Origin of the sequence: Moritella sp. 24, assembly GCF_018219155.1 — a bacterium.
Classification (GTDB): Bacteria; Pseudomonadota; Gammaproteobacteria; order Enterobacterales; family Moritellaceae; genus Moritella.
Window position 1 is genome coordinate 4,377,145 of record NZ_CP056123.1, and the last position, 16,758, is coordinate 4,393,902.

Sequence of the window (16,758 nt, forward strand, 5' to 3'; positions counted from 1 at the left end):
TTACAATTTTTCCGCCACGCGTAATACAGAACTACGTGCGCGAGGATTAATAACTAATTCTTCTTCCGAAGGTTTAAGCATTTTTCCTACAGCCTTCATCGTACGGCTTTTATCAATCTCTTCTTGCATGATAGGTAAACCGTATGGCACTTCTTTACCACGCGCTTGTTTACGAATGAACTGTTTTACGATTCGATCTTCCAAAGAGTGGAAACTGATAACAGATAAGCGGCCACTACCAGGCTTAAGGCATTTCAAGGCGCCAGCGAGTGCACGTTCGATTTCTTCTAATTCACTATTAATATAAATACGGATAGCTTGGAATGAACGCGTTGCAGGATGTTTCGTTTCTTTTTTCGATTTAGGCACCACACGGCAAATTAAACCAGCTAACTGTGATGTTGTTTCAAATGGTGTACCGTCACGATCAAATACAATTGCACGAGCAATTTTACGTGCAAATTTTTCTTCACCGAATACTTTTAATACCCAAACGATATCATCATAGTCTGCCGTTGCTAACCATTTAGCAGCGCTAATACCTGATGTTGGATCCATACGCATATCAAGCGGACCATCACGTAAGAAACTAAAACCACGCGATGCATCATCTAATTGAGGTGAAGAAACACCAAGGTCAAGTAGTACACCATCAATTTGTTCTGTTAGATTTTTAGTTTCCATGTATTCAGCGATACCAGAAAAAGGTCCGTGAACAATATCAAAACGAGGGTCTTCTAATTTTAGCGCTTCACCTACAGCAATCGCTTCAGGGTCGCGATCGATTGCGATCAAGCGACCATTTTCACCGAGTTGCGATAAAATAAAGCGAGAGTGACCACCGCGACCAAAAGTACCGTCAATGTAAATACCATCCGGTTTTATATCGAGTCCAGCTACGGTTTCGTTAAGTAAAACGGATACGTGTGCAAATTCTTGTGTCATGTCGATGAAAGCTCTTAAAAATACTTTAAATTATAGCAGGTGCTAAAAATGGTTATTGTAGCGTAAAAGGTCTAGTTTAGGGAGGGGTAAAACGTATTGCAAGTGATGTAGATATTCAGAGGGGAAGAAAAACAAGAACCTATCTACAATGTAATAAGTAGAAAGGTTCTTGGAGTTGGTCGATAAGCCGGGTTTTGTCGTGGACAATCATTCCTCTAGGTCTGTAATCGCTCACAGACTCAAGCAACCTACCCGCTTTCAGCGTGGGTCACGCCTATAGAAAGCCTATTTGGTCTTGCTCCGGGTGGAGTTTACCCTGCAACGAACTATTACTAGTCGTCCGGTGCGCTCTTACCGCACCCTTTCAGCCTTACCTGTGCTTCCTAAAAAGCCATCGGCGGTCTTCTCTCTGCTGCACTTGTCGTAGGCTTGCGCCTCCCAGGCGTTACCTGGCACCCTACCCTGTGGAGCCCGGACTTTCCTCCCCCTTATAACCTCGATATAAATACCGAGTCATAAAGCAGCGATTGTCTGACCAACTCCAAGGCGGAGGATAGTACATAATCTAGAAGAAAAAATCCAGCGATTAATTAAAGTTTTCTAAACCCCATTTATACAGCGCATTCTTTTTACCACCGTGAATCTCAGCTGTTAAGGCAGCTGCTTTTTTCAATGGTAATTCTTCATTCAATAATTTAAGTGTATTCAGTACTTTAGCAGGTATTTCTAAACCGGTAGGTTTATAACCAGAAACTAATAGTACAATTTCACCACGGCTACGATTACTGTCTTCAGCAACCCATGCGGCTAACTCACCGACAGGCATAGTCGTAATGCTTTCAAACGCTTTGGTTATTTCACGAGCAACACACACTTCTCGTTCTGGTCCCATGATCGCCGTTAATGCATCTAATGTGTATTGTAGACGCCGCGGTGATTCATAAAAAATCATCGTACGTGTTTCTTCTTTCAACTCTGTGATTTTGTCATTACGGGCTTTTTCTTTCGATGGTAAAAAACCCTCGAACGAGAAACGATCTGACGGCAAGCCCGAACCACTCATTGCGGTTACTGCTGCGCAAGGACCTGGCAGCGGCACAACTTTAACACCATGTGCACGACAGGTATTTACTAGATGATAACCAGGATCACTAATCAAAGGTGTACCAGCATCCGAAACCAGTGCGATAGTCATGCCAGATTGTAGTTTTGATACTAAGTATTCTGCTTTTTGCTGTTCATTATGATCATGCAGCGCAAATGTTTTAGTCTTGATTTGATAATGGCTTAGCAGCTTACCTGTATGACGGGTATCTTCTGCAGCAATTAAATCAACACTTCTTAGTATCTCTAAACCACGCTCAGTGATATCAGAAAGGTTGCCGATCGGGGTTGGAACGATAAATAAAGTTGCTTGTTCAGACATTTCATTCTCATGGGTAGTTTTTTGTTAAGCGATGATGCTTTAGTATAGGGGTATTATAAATCTCTTTTGCAGGATAATACACCAATGGAAGTTAAGCACAGTTATTCCCGCTTGATTATGTTCTTTAGTTTGAGTTTACTACTCAGTGCGTGTTCAAGTACCACTACATCTGAAAAGACAACATCAAAACCACAGCATATCGCGGTGCCAGACGTACTGACAACAATTGATCAACCTGCACAATACTACATTGATAAGATTGCATTAGCGAATAAACCGCAAAGTATCTCGTGGCAGCTTTTATCTGCACGCGCGTTAATTACAGAAGGTCACCCACAACCAGCGCTTGATATCTTGTTATCAGTAGAACGTAACCCATTATCAACGCAACAGTTATTTGAAGTAGCCCTGATAAAATCAGAAGCCTATTTATTAGAGAAACGTTATCAAGATGCAGCAAATGCACTTAACTTTAGTTCAACCCTTAGCACTAATAAGCAGATGCACTGGCAACGCTACTATTTAGTCAATGCGACGATTGCAGAATTACAAAATAACAATGCAAAAGCTGTTGAATACCGTGTTGCTTTAAATGATTTCCTCGATACTGAATTACATAGCACCAACAATACACACATATGGGAATTAGTGTCAGCGATTCAGTTGTCAGAATTACGCGTATTAACACTGCGTTTTAACACTGAAAACCCGACGCTTGCAGGTTGGTACAACCTTGCAGCTGTTGCATTGCAATACAGCACTGAGCCACAACTGCTTATCCAAAATTTACAACAATGGAAAAACGATTATCCACAACACCCTGCATTGAGTGGTTTTCCTACCGAACTTGTAAAGGCAATGGCAACAACACCTTATTCGCCAAAACAAATAGCCGTTCTTGCGCCTTTAACAGGTAAACGCGCAGTCGCAGGTAAAGCTATTAGAGACGGTATGCTAAGTGCTTACTATCAAGATGAAGCAGCGGATAGAATTAATTTACGTTTCTACGATACCGCAGCTGTCGGTGCCGATGAATTATATCTACAAGCTGTCAATGATGGCGCAGATTTTGTCGTGGGCCCGTTGTTAAAATCAAATTTAGAGAAAGTATTACCACTCGTTAAAGATGTGCCGCTAATCTCATTAAACAAACTAGCTGAAACGCCAACATCAGAAAATATCTATTACTTTTCATTAAGTTCTAGTGATGAAGCAATCGCAGCGGCTAAAAAAATGCAACAGGATGGTATTAAGCAACCTCTAGTCCTAGCGCCAAATAACCGCACTGGTAATCGCTTATCAGCCGAGTTTACGAAACAATGGCAAGCACTCACAGATGGTACAAGTGAGACGTATAAGTATAAAAGCCGCAGTGATATGCAAAATACGGTTACATCACTATTTTCTGTGACATCAAGCAATCAGCGCATCAGCCTAATGAAAAATCTCGTTGGCACTGATATTAAAGCCAAAACGCGTAGCCGCCGTGATATTGATGCTATTTATATTATTGCGACGCCTTCTGAAGCGATGTTAGCAATTCCTTACATTGCGACAACACAAAACCCATATGCACCACAAGTGGCTGTATATGCAAGTTCACGAACCCATGGTAACAACCTTTCTAAAAGTCAAAGTCGCGATTTAAATGGCTTAATTTTTAGTGATATGCCATGGTTATTGAACCCAGATCTCGAACTAAAGCAGCAAACTTTGGCGCTATGGCCAAATATGTCGAAGATCCAACAAAACTTATTTGCGATGGGTTACGATTCATTTAAATTAATTCCAAATCTGCTACAGCTACGTAACTTTCCTAATTTACGTTTAGCTGGCCAGACTGGCATTCTCTATATTAATGATAATGGCATTATTGAACGCGAGTTTAGCTGGGCAAAATATCGCTCAGGCAAGATAAAACTTGAGGATACCAACCCTGACACAAAAACAGCCCCGTAAACGTGGTGAATATTTTGAAGGCTTAGCTGCCGAGTTTTTACAGCGCCAAGGATTAATCATCTTGGCGCGCAACTTTGCTTGTCGCCAAGGTGAAATAGACCTTATCTGCCAGCATGGTCCAAGCTGTGACATAAACTCCTCGGCAACACTACCTACCCTTGTCTTTGTCGAGGTAAAATACCGGCAATACACCCATTACGGTGGTGCAGTTTCTGCTGTACCAGTCACAAAACAACGAAAATTGCGTTATACCGCACAATATTATATGGTGCGCCACGGAATAAATGAAAACTACACACCTTGTCGTTTCGATGTGATCGCCATTGAAGGTTCCATAGATAATATTCAATGGATAACCAATGCTTTTTAGAGTAGATACCCATGTTAGAACTAATTAAAGAAAATTTTACTGAAAGTATTCAAACTAAGATCGCCGCAGCTGAGGCTTTACCTGAATATATCCAAAATTCGGCCATGATGATGGCACAATGTTTATTAAACGGTAACAAGATATTAATTTGTGGCAATGGCGCATCAGCAAGCCTGGCACAAAACTTCTCTGCATCATTATTAAACCGCTATGAAACAGAACGCCCAAGTTTACCCGCATTAGCATTAACTCCAGATTGCACATTAATGACTGCTATCGGCACCGATACGAGTTTTGACGTGGTGTATTCAAAACAAGTACGCGCACTGGGTAACGACGGCGATATTTTAGTGGTTATCTCTGCAGGCGGCCATAGCCGTAATGTCATTAAAGCCATTGAAGCCGCTCTCACTCGTAATATGACGATTGTTGCTTTAACAGGTAAAGATGGTGGGGAAATATCGGGACTATTAGGTCCACACGATGCAGAAATACGTGTACCTTCACGTCGAGAAGCAAGAATACAAGAAGTACATGCTCTGATCATTAACTGTCTTTGCGACATCATTGATCAGACCCTATTTCCACAACAAGAGTTTGAAGAATGAAAACGAGCTTAGTCACTAAATTAAAATCTTGGCTGACAATAAGTTTCGTTCTATTTAGTCTTAGTGTTATTCAAGGCTGTAGTACGAACGGCAGTTTTAGTCAGTTAATTGATGATGAAACAATCACATTAGATATCACCGCAGAACTGAATGATGCGAATAAGCAATTACTGTTAAACAACAACCTGCATATTTTAACGAACAACAGTAAAGTGTTACTTTCTGGTCAGGTAAGAACAGATGCTGAACGTAAGCAAATAGTCTCTATTGCAGCTGAAACCGCATCGGTGCAGCAAGTGTATAATCAAATCCGTTTAGGCCCGCCAATTTCATTTGAGCGCGCAAGCAAAGATTCTTGGTTAACCACCAAAGTGAAAACAAGTATTATAAATTTAAAGAATATCGAACCACTTAATGTCAAAGTGATTACTGAGAATGCGGAAGTCTTTTTAATTGGACGAGTAACAAAAGAAGAGGGCGATAAGGTAGCTGAAGCAGCTCGCTATGTCGTTGGTGTAGATAAAGTAATTAAAGTATTTGAATACCGTTAATACAATCTTGATAATTTTAAGATAAAAAAATGCAGTACTGAATCAAACCGATAGGTAAATTCAGTACTGCAAATATACGCTAATTAAGTGTTATGTTACTTAATGACCCGCAAAGAGGGTTTACCTTTCGCAGGTTTTGGACGCTCAGTAGTATCGCTCTTATCATCAGAGCTTAGCGCTGGCGCACTAACTAAAGCGGGTGCGCTCTTCTCTTCAATTGGCTCAACAGCCGCCTCTGCATTATCTTGCTCAGCTTGATCAATATATGCCTGCTCTGGCTCAAACATACTACCAGCACCGTTCTCACGTGCGTAAATAGCAGTAATAGCCGCAATAGGCACATATACATCAAATGGCACACCACCGAATCGAGCGTTAAAACTCAATGCAGTGTTATTTAATTCAAAAGCAACCACAGCGGTTGGTGCAATGTTCAATACGATTTGACCATCTTGAACAAACTGCTGCGGTACATAAACACCAGCAATATGTGCATCAACAACAATATGTGGTGTTAAGTCATTATCAAGTAACCACTCATAGTGACTACGTAATAAATAGGGACGAATTGGGGTCATTTTATCCATAACTTACATTAACATTCTCATTTCACGTTCTTGTTCAGTTAAAGATGCTTGGAATGATTCACGATCGAATACACGTAGCATATAGTTCTTTAACTCACTTGCAGCTTGACCAGGAAGATCAATACCTAGCTCTGGCAGACGCCATAATAACGGAGCCATATAGCAATCAACTAAGCTGAATTCTTCACTCATGAAGTATGGGTATTCAGCAAAAATTGGGCTGATACTCATTAGTGCTTCTTGTAGTTGCTTACGCGCTACAGCCGCTTCTTCAACAGAGCCTTTCATGATCTTAGTCACTAATGAATACCAATCGTTCTCGATACGGTGCATCATTAAGCGGCTACTACCACGTGAAACAGGGTAAACCGGCATCAATGGTGGATGCGGGAAACGCTCATCCAAATATTCCATGATAATACGCGAGTTATATAGTGTTAACTCACGGTCGATTAATGTCGGTACTGTTTGATATGGATTTAAATCAATTAAATCTTCAGGTAGGTTATTACGATCAACCTGATGAATATCAACACTTACGCCTTTTTCAGCTAAAACGATTCGGACTTGATGACTATATAGATCAGTCGGTTCCGAATACAACACCATAACTGAACGTTTATTAGCAGCTAATGCCATGCCACCTCCAATAAATTGTAAACACAAACGCCAATGATAGCCTAAACTAGCATTGGCGGTACGTAATTCTTTTACCAGCAACTTTTACAAGTAATGCGGCAACATCTCAATGATTAGTGGATATCACGCCAGTATTCACGGTTCAAGAACCAACAAAATACAAGTAAGATAAGCAAGAATCCAATCACCCAGAAGCCCATTTCTTGACGTTCGATTTGATTTGGCTCAGCTGAGTAAACTAAGAAGTTCACTAAATCTAGCATTGCTTCATCAAACTCTTCGGCTGATAACTCACCGTTTCCATCGGGGCTTAGGTAGCTAGTCAGAATTTCACCTGTTGCAACGCCATTTGCGTCAACAACTGCGGTTTCTTTAACAATTCTAGCACCTTCCGGTAAATCTAGCTCTTCTTCATTATGTTTTATTTCTAAAAGACGTGCTGTACCTTGCAATTCTTCAAGTACATGCGGCATACCCACACTTGGGAATACCACATTATTTACGCCAAATGGGCGAGTTTCGTCAATATAGAAAGAGCGCAGGTAAGTATAAACCCAATCTGCACCACGTAAACGCGCTTCAAGTGTTAGATCTGGAGGCGTAGCACCAAACCATTTTGCACCACTTTCAGCTGGCATCGCCGTAAGCATTAATGAACCAACTTTAACACCCGTAAATACCAAGTTTTCAGACATTGCTTCACGATCAATACCCAGATCATCAGCAACACGTGAATAGCGTTGATATTGTGTTGAGTGACATGTAGAACAATAATTCATAAAGATTTTAGCACCGTTTTGCAGTGATGCTTTGTCTCTTAAATCATAGTTAGCTTCATCTAAATGAGCGCCATTACCAGCTGCAAATGCAGCCATTGGCAATAGGGTAAGTAACGCGATAAATAATTTTTTCATTACATTGTCACCCTTTTTGGTAATGGTTTAGTTGTTTCATTCTTACTGTATAACCACAGCAGACCAAAGTAGCCAAAGTAACCTAGTGTCGTAATTTGTGACAACAGAGTACGACCAGGCGTTGGCGCTAATGCACCTAGAACACCAAGAATAATGAAGCAAATAACAAATTGCGCTAGGTTAAGTTTATGCCAAACACTACGGTAACGAATTGATTTCACTTTACCACGATCTAACCAAGGCACTAAGAATAGCATTACAATAGCAAGACCCATCATGATCACACCACCAAGCTTATCAGGTACCGCACGTAAAATTGCGTAGAATGGTGTGAAATACCATACCGGTGCAATGTGCTCAGGTGTTTTCAGTGGATTTGCCGCTTCAAAGTTTGGCGCTTCCAAGAAGTAACCACCACCTTCAGGCATGAAGAAGATCACAATACTACATAAGATAAGCATCACCACTACCGCTACAGTATCGTGTACTGTGTAGTAAGGGTGGAATGGAATACCATCTTTTGGCCAACCATTTTCATCTTTGTTTTCTTTAATTTCAATGCCGTCTGGGTTATTCGAACCAACATGATGCAGTGCAACAATGTGTAAGAACACAAGAACAACAAGTACTAATGGCACAGCAATAACGTGTAGTGCAAAGAAACGGTTTAATGTTGCACCCGAGATTACATAATCACCACGGATCCAAAGTGTTAAATCATCACCAATTACTGGAATCGCACCAAATAAAGAGATAATAACCTGTGCACCCCAGAATGACATTTGACCCCATGGTAGTAAGTAACCCATGAAAGCTTCAGCCATTAGCGCTAAGAAGATTAAGCAACCAAAGATCCACAATAATTCACGTGGTTTCTGGTATGAACCATACATCAGGCCACGGAACATGTGCAAATAGACAACTACAAAGAATGCTGACGCACCTGTAGAGTGCATATAACGTAGCAACCAACCAAATTCAACATCACGCATGATGTATTCGATTGATGCAAATGCACCTTCACCCGATGGGTTGTAGTTCATTGTTAACCAGATACCCGTTAGGATTTGGTTAACAAAAATGATTGTTGCTAAAATGCCAAAATAGTACCAGAAGTTAAAGTTCTTCGGTGCTGGATATTGGCCAGCGTGTTTATTCCACGTATCCGTCATTGGGATACGTTCATCAATCCACTTGACTAATGACATTAGGCAGCTCCCTTATCTACACCAATTAGAATAGTAGTCGCATCAATATAATAATGCGGAGGTACAACTAAGTTTAACGGTGCAGGTACACTTTGGAATACACGACCAGCCATATCAAATTTAGAACCATGACATGGGCAGAAGAAACCTGAAGAAACACCTTCGACTTGTTCGCCAAAGCTGTCCGGCAGATATGTTGGAGAGCACCCTAAGTGAGTACAAATGCCAACTGCCACAAATAACTCTGATTTAATCGAGCGGTATTTGTTTTGTGCGTAACTTGGTTGTTGTTCTTGTTCTGATGCCGGATCGCGTAACGAACCATCATGCTGTTCAAGTTCGTTTAATACGCTTTCTGTACGAGACACTACCCATACAGGTTTACCTCGCCATTCAACACGAATTAACTGACCAGGTTCAATTTTACTTATATCTACTTCAACAGGAGCGCCAGCTGCTTTAGCTTTAGCACTCGGGTTCCAAGATTTGATAAAAGGTACGGCTGCGCCGACAGCTCCAACACCACCCACTACACATGTAGCAGCAGTTAAAAAGCGACGACGACCAGAATCAACAGGCGCATTGCTCATCCAATTATTCTCCCATTCGGACTCAGCGCAATTTATTTTTATTATCTTGCAGTGAATACCATTTCAAAAAAGATAACTTTTTAACTATTAAAAAGTTACATAAATGCCGTTGAATTTTAATTAATTGGCTACATTTTTACAAGGACAATGAGACATTAATCATGGATTTTCAGTGATTAAGTTAATATCTGCTAACTCACATCGAGTAAATAGAGAAAGTCGCTCTATTTCTATCTCAACGCTAGTCATTACAACAGAGATGCTCATTACAATTAACAGAAATGCAACCTAATTGAATAAAAAAAAGACAAAAAAAAGCCTGGCATATGCCAGGCTTTTGTCGCAATAAAGCGAACCACCAAAAAACGAATTAACGTTTTGAGAATTGTGGACGTTTACGTGCTTTTCTAAGACCAACTTTCTTACGTTCAACTTGACGAGCATCACGAGTAACAAAACCAGCTGCACGTAGAGTAGGACGTAAAGTTTCGTCATATTCCATAAGTGCGCGAGTGATACCGTGACGGATTGCGCCAGCTTGACCAGTAGTACCACCACCAGAAACAGTGATGTTTAGGTCGAATTTGTCTTGTAATTCAACTAACTCTAATGCTTGACGAACAACCATACGAGCCGTTTCACGACCAAAATAAACGTCTAAAGAACGTTTATTGATCGTTAGTTGACCATTACCAGCTTTCATGAATACACGAGCTGTTGAACTTTTACGACGACCAGTGCCGTAGTATTGATTTTCTGCCATTTGCTTAAATTCCGTAAATTAGATGTCTAGAACTTGTGGTTGTTGAGCAGCATGATTGTGCTCTGGACCTGCGTATACTTTCATCTTACGGAACATTGCACGGCCTAGAGGACCTTTTGGCAACATACCTTTAACCGCAGACTGGATAACACGCTCTGGAGCTTTTTCAATAAGCTTTTCGAAGCTAATTGATTTTAAGCCACCAATGTAACCTGTGTGCGAGTGGTAGATTTTACCTGCCGCTTTGTTACCTGTTACAGTAATTTTTTCACAGTTTACAACGATGATGTAATCACCAGTGTCAGCGTGAGGAGTGTACTCAGGCTTATGCTTTCCGCGTAAGCGAGTAGCGATTTCAGTCGCAAGACGGCCTAAAGTTTTACCTTCAGCGTCAACAACGAACCATTCACGTTTGATCGTGCTTGGTGTAGCAACAAAAGTTTTCATTTTATATTGAACCCAATAAAATTTGTTTAAACTATCACATATAGTTATCTATATATGAACTATATACCTTACTTATCCCTTCGAATAAATACATGGCGTCATTAGGACAAGGAACCACCACAGCACCTTGTTCGTGGGCAGCGCGTATTATAAAGAGAAATGAGCGAAATTTCACCTATATTTTTAAAAAAATAGGATTAATATCGAAAAACATCTGAATAGTATCAAAAAAATCACTTAAATTTATATTATTTTCGTAATTTTACTTGATGAACTTGATGATTTAGGTCTTTAGTGAGGACAAGGTTAGCACGTTCACGCGTCGGTAAGATGTTTTCTACTAAATTTTTACCATTTATTGTTCGCCAGATGTTCAATGCGACATCTTTTGCTTCATCCTCACCCAATTGAGCATAGTGATGAAAGTAAGAACTAGAGTCTGTAAATGCACTTTCTCTTAATTGTAAGAAACGTTGTACATACCAGTTTTCTAAATGTTCAGTTTCGGCATCTACATAGATAGAAAAATCGACAAAATCAGACACAAATACACGATGTGGGTCATCAGGGTACTCTAGACCAGACTGTAGTACATTTAATCCTTCAAGAATAACAATGTCAGGTAGTTCAACAACCACTTCTTTATCCGGTTCGATATCATAAGAAAAATGAGAATAAACAGGTGCAGTGACACGATCATGACCAGACTTGATATCTGCAACAAACTTAACTAAAGCGTTAATATCATAACTTTCAGGGAAACCTTTGCGTTTCATTAAGTCATGTTCTTTTAAATACGCATTCGGATAAAGAAAACCATCCGTTGTAATTAAGGCAACCTTTGGGTGCTCGCCCCAGCATTGTAGTAACGCTTGCAAAATCCTTGCTGTGGTACTTTTACCGACAGCAACGCTACCCGCTAAGCTGATAATATAAGGTACTTTACCTACTTTACGTCCTAAAAACTGGTCTCTGACAACACGACGTTGAATACGATTAGTTACATACAAATTGAGTAAACGTGACAAGGGTAAATAAATATCACACACTTCTTCAATTGAAACGCGTTCATTAATACCTTGTAACTGTTTTAATTCAAGTGCAGATAAGGTTAAGGGTACCGATTCACGCAGTTCCGCCCAATATTCCCTGTCAAACACTTGATATGGTGAGTAATTCATTACACTAAAAGCCTACTTTATGCCCTAACAATCCCTTATTTTTGTATTTAAAAATAAGTCTTTGTGGTGAACTGAGTAAAGTAATAACGCTATATACTTCACAGTACAAGTCCATTCCCGCCGAAACAATAGCCTATATACTTACAGCAACTCAATCAAAAAATACGTTTTTTTATGTTTTTATTTAAATTATGCGCACAAAAACTACCTATTTGGTGCTAAAAATATGCGTATTTACGTGATCTTTGTTTAAGGTAGATGCTCTCGGCCCAAATATTCATGAGATTGCATTTCTTGTAGTCGCGATAAACAACGGCGAAATTCAAAGTCTAATAAGCCTGTACTATAGAGCGCTGACATTTCAAATTCAGCAGAAATAATCAACGTCACATTACGCTCATAAAACTCATCAACCATAGCAATAAAACGACGCGAAATATCATCCGTTAAACGCCCCATTTGTTTCACATTCGCTAATAGTACGGTGTGATATATACGTGAAATTTCCATATAGTCGACTTGGCTACGTGGTCCTCCACATAAATCATCAAAATCAATCATGAGTACACTGTCAGCTTCCGCTAGTGTGGGAATTTGACGATTTTCAATTTCTATCGGTTGCCCATACGTTCTAGGTTCACAAGATAGTTGTTCAAAATATTGATTTAAATTCTGTTGAGCAGCAGCATCCAATGGAAAATGATAAATCTCAGCTTGCTCTAATGTACGTAAACGGTAATCAACACCGCTATCAACATTAATAATATCGCAATTTTGATTAATCAAATGAATAGCAGGTAAGAAACGTGCACGCTGTAAACCATTGCGGTACAGATCATCAGGAATAATATTTGATGTAGCCACCAAAATAACTTGATGCGCAAATAACTCTTCAAACAACGTGCCTAAAATCATTGCATCAGTAATGTCTGAAACAAAAAATTCATCAAAACAAATCACCTGCGTTTCATTTGCTAAGTTTTTAGCAATCACTTTCAGTGGATCTTTTTGTTGCGAAAGGCCTTTCAACTCTTGATGAATGCGATGCATGAAACGGTGAAAGTGAATTCGCGTTTTATTCTCAAACGGTAAGCAATCGTAGAAAGTATCAACTAAATAGGTCTTACCTCTTCCTACGCCGCCCCAAAAATAAATCCCCTTAACAGGATTAGCTTGCATCACTTCAGGCTTTGTCGTCAACGCTTTCAGTTTCGCAAATAAACCTTGTTTAACTGGTTTTTCTGGCACCGCTAACAGTTCATCAAATAGCCGTTGTAATGCCATTACAGCATTCTCTTGTGCCGCATCGAACATAAAGTCAGGGCGCTTCAAATCAAGCTTATATTTTTCTATCGGGGTCATTATAATTGCTAATCCTTTACTGTTTCTAACGCCTTTCATTGCCATTTTCAGACACGCATTAATCATAATCAATGCTACCATGTTGTATTCTTTTGAAATACACTATTTTAAAACAAAGGTGCTTATATTAGAGTATCAAAAGAAACACGCTATTTTAGTGAGTGAAATTATCATTTAACGAGGTCTATATGCCCTATCTTGAAATACTAATTAGTTTAATTGTCGGTCTTGTTCTCGGTTTTGCTATTGCAAGAGCAACAAATACAAAAGACCAAACAGGTAAGTTTAAGGGTAAGTTATTAGCCAAAGAAGCTGAAATTGAACAGTACAAACATGATGTAAACGAACACTTTACCAGTACTGAAGCATTATTAATGAAATTGTCTGATACTTATGTAGAAATGCAACAGCATTTAGCAAGTAACGCTAAACAGCTATTAGATAATGTTGCCGTCAAAGATATTCCTTTTCAAACAAAAGAAATCATTGATCCTGCAGAACCAATTGAAGGGCAACCAAAAGATTACTCAAGTACAAGTTCAGGCTTATTGAACAAATAACTTGAACTTTTAGATTTCTCCCATATCTAACTGTTTACGCTTATAATTTGTAAAGGCTTAAACAGTTATGAAATCTAAATTACATGTCAGAACTCTCACTGCTTTAGCATTAAGCACTGCAATGGGATTCGCAAGTTTACCTGCAACAGCAGCACTCCCACTCGCTGTTGCAGGAGAACCACTCCCTAGCCTTGCGCCAATCTTAGAGCAAGTTACTCCTGCTGTTGTCAATATATCGGTGTCAGGTACAAAAGTATCTCAACAACGTATACCTGAAGCATTTCGTCCTTTTTTTGGTCCTGACAGTTCGGGGTCGAAGCAACCTTTTCAAGGTCTTGGCTCTGGAGTCATCATCGATGCAAAACAAGGTTATATTCTCACTAATAACCACGTGATTGCAGATGCAGATGAGATCCAAGTGATGCTAAAAGATGGGCATGAATACGATGCAACACTCGTGGGTTCAGATAAAAGCAGTGATATAGCCCTATTACAAATTAAAGCTAAAAACTTAACCGAAATTAAATTCGCAGACTCAGATAAATTACGTGTCGGTGATTTCACCATTGCGATAGGTAATCCCTTTGGCTTAGGCCAGACCGTCACATCAGGTATTGTCAGTGCATTAGGGCGAACCGGACTACAATTAGAAAACCTAGAAAACTTCATTCAAACCGATGCAGCCATTAACAGTGGGAATTCTGGTGGTGCACTGGTTAACTTACGTGGTGAGCTAATCGGTATTAATACCGCGATATTAGGACCAAATGGCGGTAACGTCGGTATCGGCTTTGCTATCCCTGCAAACATGGCGAATAACCTCGTACAACAAATCATCGAACACGGTGAAGTACGGCGTGGCGTATTAGGGGTTGCAGGCCAAGAGCTCACTGCCGACCTAGCAAAAGCATTTGATATCGATATTCAGTATGGTGCATTCATTAATCAAGTGACGCCAAACTCTGCAGCAGAAGAAGCCGGTCTGATGGCTGGCGACATTATTGTCAGTGTGAATAACAATAAGATCCGTAGCTTCAGTGAACTAAGAGCAAGAATTGGTACCTTAGGGGCAGATAAAGAAATCACATTAGGTGTTGTTCGTGACGGTAAAGAGCGCATCGTGACTGCAAAACTAAAACCGGCAGAAAACAGACTTGCGAATGCCAGCAACCTACACCAAGGTCTCGAAGGCGCGGCATTAGTATCCGCAGAAAATAACCAAGGCGTCATGATTGCTAATGTGCAACCTCGTTCAATTGCTGCAGCATCGGGATTAAAAAAAGGCGATATCATTATTGGTGTGAATAAGACTAAAGTTAAGAATTTAGCTGGCTTACGTGAACTACTCACTGAAGAAAAAGCAACACTCGCACTGAATATCAAGCGCGGTGAGCAATCTTTATTCTTGGTATTACGTTAGCACTTACATCACTTTACAAGTTATTTTCTACATTATCCTAGAAAGAGGTGCTATTCTCTACGTTGCTATTTTTATGAGTAACGTAGGGATATTTCAGTGCAGGGTTTGTGGTCATATATTTCAAAAAGTATCTTACTCGGTATCGCTGTAGCTGCGATATTACTTGTCGCGCTGCCTCAATTACAAAACAAACAAAGTTTAGGTCTAAACCAACCTTTTTCTCTTGGACTTAACGAACAAATCAGTTTTTCTGATGCAGTAAAGCGCGCAGCGCCTTCTGTCGTCAATATTTACACCCGTACCTATCAGAAATCTACGATAAACAGTAAACCAATATTGCGCCCACAAAGTCTTGGCTCAGGCGTTATTATGAACAAGAAAGGTTATCTACTGACAAACTATCATGTGATAGCCAATGCAGACCAAATTATCGTCGCACTTCAGGATAGCCGCTTTTTCACTGCTGAATTAATTGGTTTTGACCGCTATACCGATCTAGCCGTATTACACATTGATGCCAAAAATTTACCTAGCATTCCTCAGAGTAAACACGAACAAACCAATATAGGCGACGTCGTTCTTGCCATTGGTAACCCATACAATTTAGGCCAAACCATCACTCAGGGGATTATCAGTGCCCGTGGTCGTATTGGTATGAGTACCACTGGACATCAAAACTTTTTACAAACCGACGCTGCGATTAATGAAGGTAACTCTGGTGGTGCGCTGGTCAATAGTCTCGGAGAGCTAGTTGGCATTAACACAGCCTCTTTCCAACTTGCTGAGAATGTAGAAACAATGGGGATCAGCTTTGCTATTCCCTACCCGCTAGCAGTTAAAATCATGAATGCACTAATTGCTAATGGACGTGTGATCCGTGGTTATCTTGGTATTGAAGGAACATCAATTAATACTGTTATGGCAAAACTACTTGGCCTGAAAGCCAATCAAGGTATTGTCATACAAAATACAGCACCAAACTCTCCAGCAGAAAAAGCGGGATTGATAGCAGGTGATGTCGTCGTTAAATTTAACGGTACTGAGATTGATAATGTCATCTGGTTAATGGATGTTGTCGCCGAGCAACGCCCAGGTTCAAAAGTTAATTTAAGCGTTATCAGGGAAGGTAAGCAGCTAGAGATAGAAGTGACTCTGGGTGAATTACAAGCCTTGCAACCACAAGCTAAGTAAATCAGTACTGCAGTACTAGATACAAAAAGGGCGCATA

18 protein-coding genes and 1 other RNA gene are annotated in these 16,758 nt (G+C 40.1%); 7 read left to right on the forward strand and 12 right to left on the reverse strand.

Features of this window, described 5'->3' with window-relative positions; all coding sequences use genetic code 11:
* From rsmH to rsmI, 3 genes are all read right to left on the reverse strand, one after another.
* Entirely contained in the window at positions 1–945 is a 945-nt protein-coding gene (gene rsmH, locus HWV00_RS19525) for a 16S rRNA (cytosine(1402)-N(4))-methyltransferase RsmH (protein ID WP_211683924.1), read from the reverse strand.
* A 167-nt stretch (positions 946–1,112) separates the two neighbouring features.
* Positions 1,113–1,488, reverse strand: an RNA gene (rnpB, locus tag HWV00_RS19530) — RNase P RNA component class A.
* A 43-nt stretch (positions 1,489–1,531) separates the two neighbouring features.
* Positions 1,532–2,371, reverse strand: coding sequence for a 16S rRNA (cytidine(1402)-2'-O)-methyltransferase (rsmI, locus tag HWV00_RS19535; protein ID WP_211683925.1), 840 nt, complete (start codon positions 2,369–2,371; stop codon positions 1,532–1,534).
* Between the two features lie 84 nt (positions 2,372–2,455).
* Here rsmI and HWV00_RS19540 point away from each other — a divergent pair, with 84 nt between their 5' ends.
* Genes HWV00_RS19540 through HWV00_RS19555 form a run of 4 tightly spaced genes read left to right on the forward strand, consistent with a single transcriptional unit; the run spans position 2,456 to position 5,859 of the window.
* Positions 2,456–4,330, forward strand: coding sequence for a penicillin-binding protein activator (locus tag HWV00_RS19540; protein WP_211683927.1), 1,875 nt, complete (start codon positions 2,456–2,458; stop codon positions 4,328–4,330).
* Positions 4,293–4,700, forward strand: a complete 408-nt coding sequence (locus HWV00_RS19545) for a YraN family protein (protein WP_211683929.1) — start codon at positions 4,293–4,295, stop codon at positions 4,698–4,700. Before HWV00_RS19540 ends, HWV00_RS19545 begins: the two co-directional genes overlap by 38 nt.
* An 11-nt stretch (positions 4,701–4,711) precedes the next feature.
* Positions 4,712–5,308: an SIS domain-containing protein gene (locus HWV00_RS19550; protein WP_211683930.1), complete on the forward strand. Its 597-nt coding sequence runs from the start codon at positions 4,712–4,714 to the stop codon at positions 5,306–5,308.
* The gene (locus HWV00_RS19555; RefSeq protein ID WP_211683932.1) at positions 5,305–5,859 is read left to right on the forward strand and encodes a BON domain-containing protein; all 555 of its coding nucleotides are present in this window, start codon (positions 5,305–5,307) and stop codon (positions 5,857–5,859) included. Before HWV00_RS19550 ends, HWV00_RS19555 begins: the two co-directional genes overlap by 4 nt.
* Before the next feature lie 95 nt (positions 5,860–5,954).
* On the opposite strand, the gene sspB is transcribed toward HWV00_RS19555, so the two are convergent.
* The 9 genes from sspB to zapE all read right to left on the reverse strand — a co-directional run bounded on the left by sspB (position 5,955) and on the right by zapE (position 13,550).
* Positions 5,955–6,446, reverse strand: a complete 492-nt coding sequence (gene sspB / locus HWV00_RS19560) for a ClpXP protease specificity-enhancing factor (protein ID WP_211683934.1) — start codon at positions 6,444–6,446, stop codon at positions 5,955–5,957.
* 3 nt (positions 6,447–6,449) lie between these two features.
* Positions 6,450–7,085: a stringent starvation protein SspA gene (sspA, locus tag HWV00_RS19565; RefSeq protein WP_006032937.1), complete on the reverse strand. Its 636-nt coding sequence runs from the start codon at positions 7,083–7,085 to the stop codon at positions 6,450–6,452.
* 113 nt (positions 7,086–7,198) lie between these two features.
* On the reverse strand, positions 7,199–7,999 hold the full coding sequence (locus tag HWV00_RS19570) for a cytochrome c1 (protein WP_211683935.1): 801 nt from the start codon (positions 7,997–7,999) through the stop codon (positions 7,199–7,201).
* Positions 7,999–9,207: a cytochrome bc complex cytochrome b subunit gene (locus HWV00_RS19575; protein ID WP_211683937.1), complete on the reverse strand. Its 1,209-nt coding sequence runs from the start codon at positions 9,205–9,207 to the stop codon at positions 7,999–8,001. Before HWV00_RS19575 ends, HWV00_RS19570 begins: the two co-directional genes overlap by 1 nt.
* Positions 9,207–9,797, reverse strand: coding sequence for a ubiquinol-cytochrome c reductase iron-sulfur subunit (petA, locus tag HWV00_RS19580; protein ID WP_211683939.1), 591 nt, complete (start codon positions 9,795–9,797; stop codon positions 9,207–9,209). Before petA ends, HWV00_RS19575 begins: the two co-directional genes overlap by 1 nt.
* 370 nt (positions 9,798–10,167) lie before the next feature.
* On the reverse strand, positions 10,168–10,560 hold the full coding sequence (gene rpsI / locus HWV00_RS19585; RefSeq protein WP_211683940.1) for a 30S ribosomal protein S9: 393 nt from the start codon (positions 10,558–10,560) through the stop codon (positions 10,168–10,170).
* Positions 10,561–10,578: 18 nt separating this feature from the next.
* Positions 10,579–11,007, reverse strand: a complete 429-nt coding sequence (rplM, locus tag HWV00_RS19590) for a 50S ribosomal protein L13 (protein ID WP_211683942.1) — start codon at positions 11,005–11,007, stop codon at positions 10,579–10,581.
* Between the two features lie 248 nt (positions 11,008–11,255).
* The gene (gene coaA, locus HWV00_RS19595) at positions 11,256–12,188 is read right to left on the reverse strand and encodes a type I pantothenate kinase (RefSeq protein ID WP_211683944.1); all 933 of its coding nucleotides are present in this window, start codon (positions 12,186–12,188) and stop codon (positions 11,256–11,258) included.
* Positions 12,189–12,437: 249 nt separating this feature from the next.
* Entirely contained in the window at positions 12,438–13,550 is a 1,113-nt protein-coding gene (gene zapE / locus HWV00_RS19600) for a cell division protein ZapE (protein ID WP_211686717.1), read from the reverse strand.
* A 188-nt stretch (positions 13,551–13,738) separates the two neighbouring features.
* Here zapE and HWV00_RS19605 point away from each other — a divergent pair, with 188 nt between their 5' ends.
* From HWV00_RS19605 to degS, 3 genes are all read left to right on the forward strand, one after another.
* The gene (locus HWV00_RS19605; protein ID WP_211683945.1) at positions 13,739–14,110 is read left to right on the forward strand and encodes a YhcB family protein; all 372 of its coding nucleotides are present in this window, start codon (positions 13,739–13,741) and stop codon (positions 14,108–14,110) included.
* A 67-nt stretch (positions 14,111–14,177) separates the two neighbouring features.
* The gene (locus HWV00_RS19610) at positions 14,178–15,530 is read left to right on the forward strand and encodes a Do family serine endopeptidase (RefSeq protein ID WP_211683947.1); all 1,353 of its coding nucleotides are present in this window, start codon (positions 14,178–14,180) and stop codon (positions 15,528–15,530) included.
* Positions 15,531–15,626: 96 nt separating this feature from the next.
* Positions 15,627–16,721, forward strand: coding sequence for an outer membrane-stress sensor serine endopeptidase DegS (gene degS, locus HWV00_RS19615; protein ID WP_211683949.1), 1,095 nt, complete (start codon positions 15,627–15,629; stop codon positions 16,719–16,721).
* Positions 16,722–16,758: the final 37 nt, after the last annotated feature.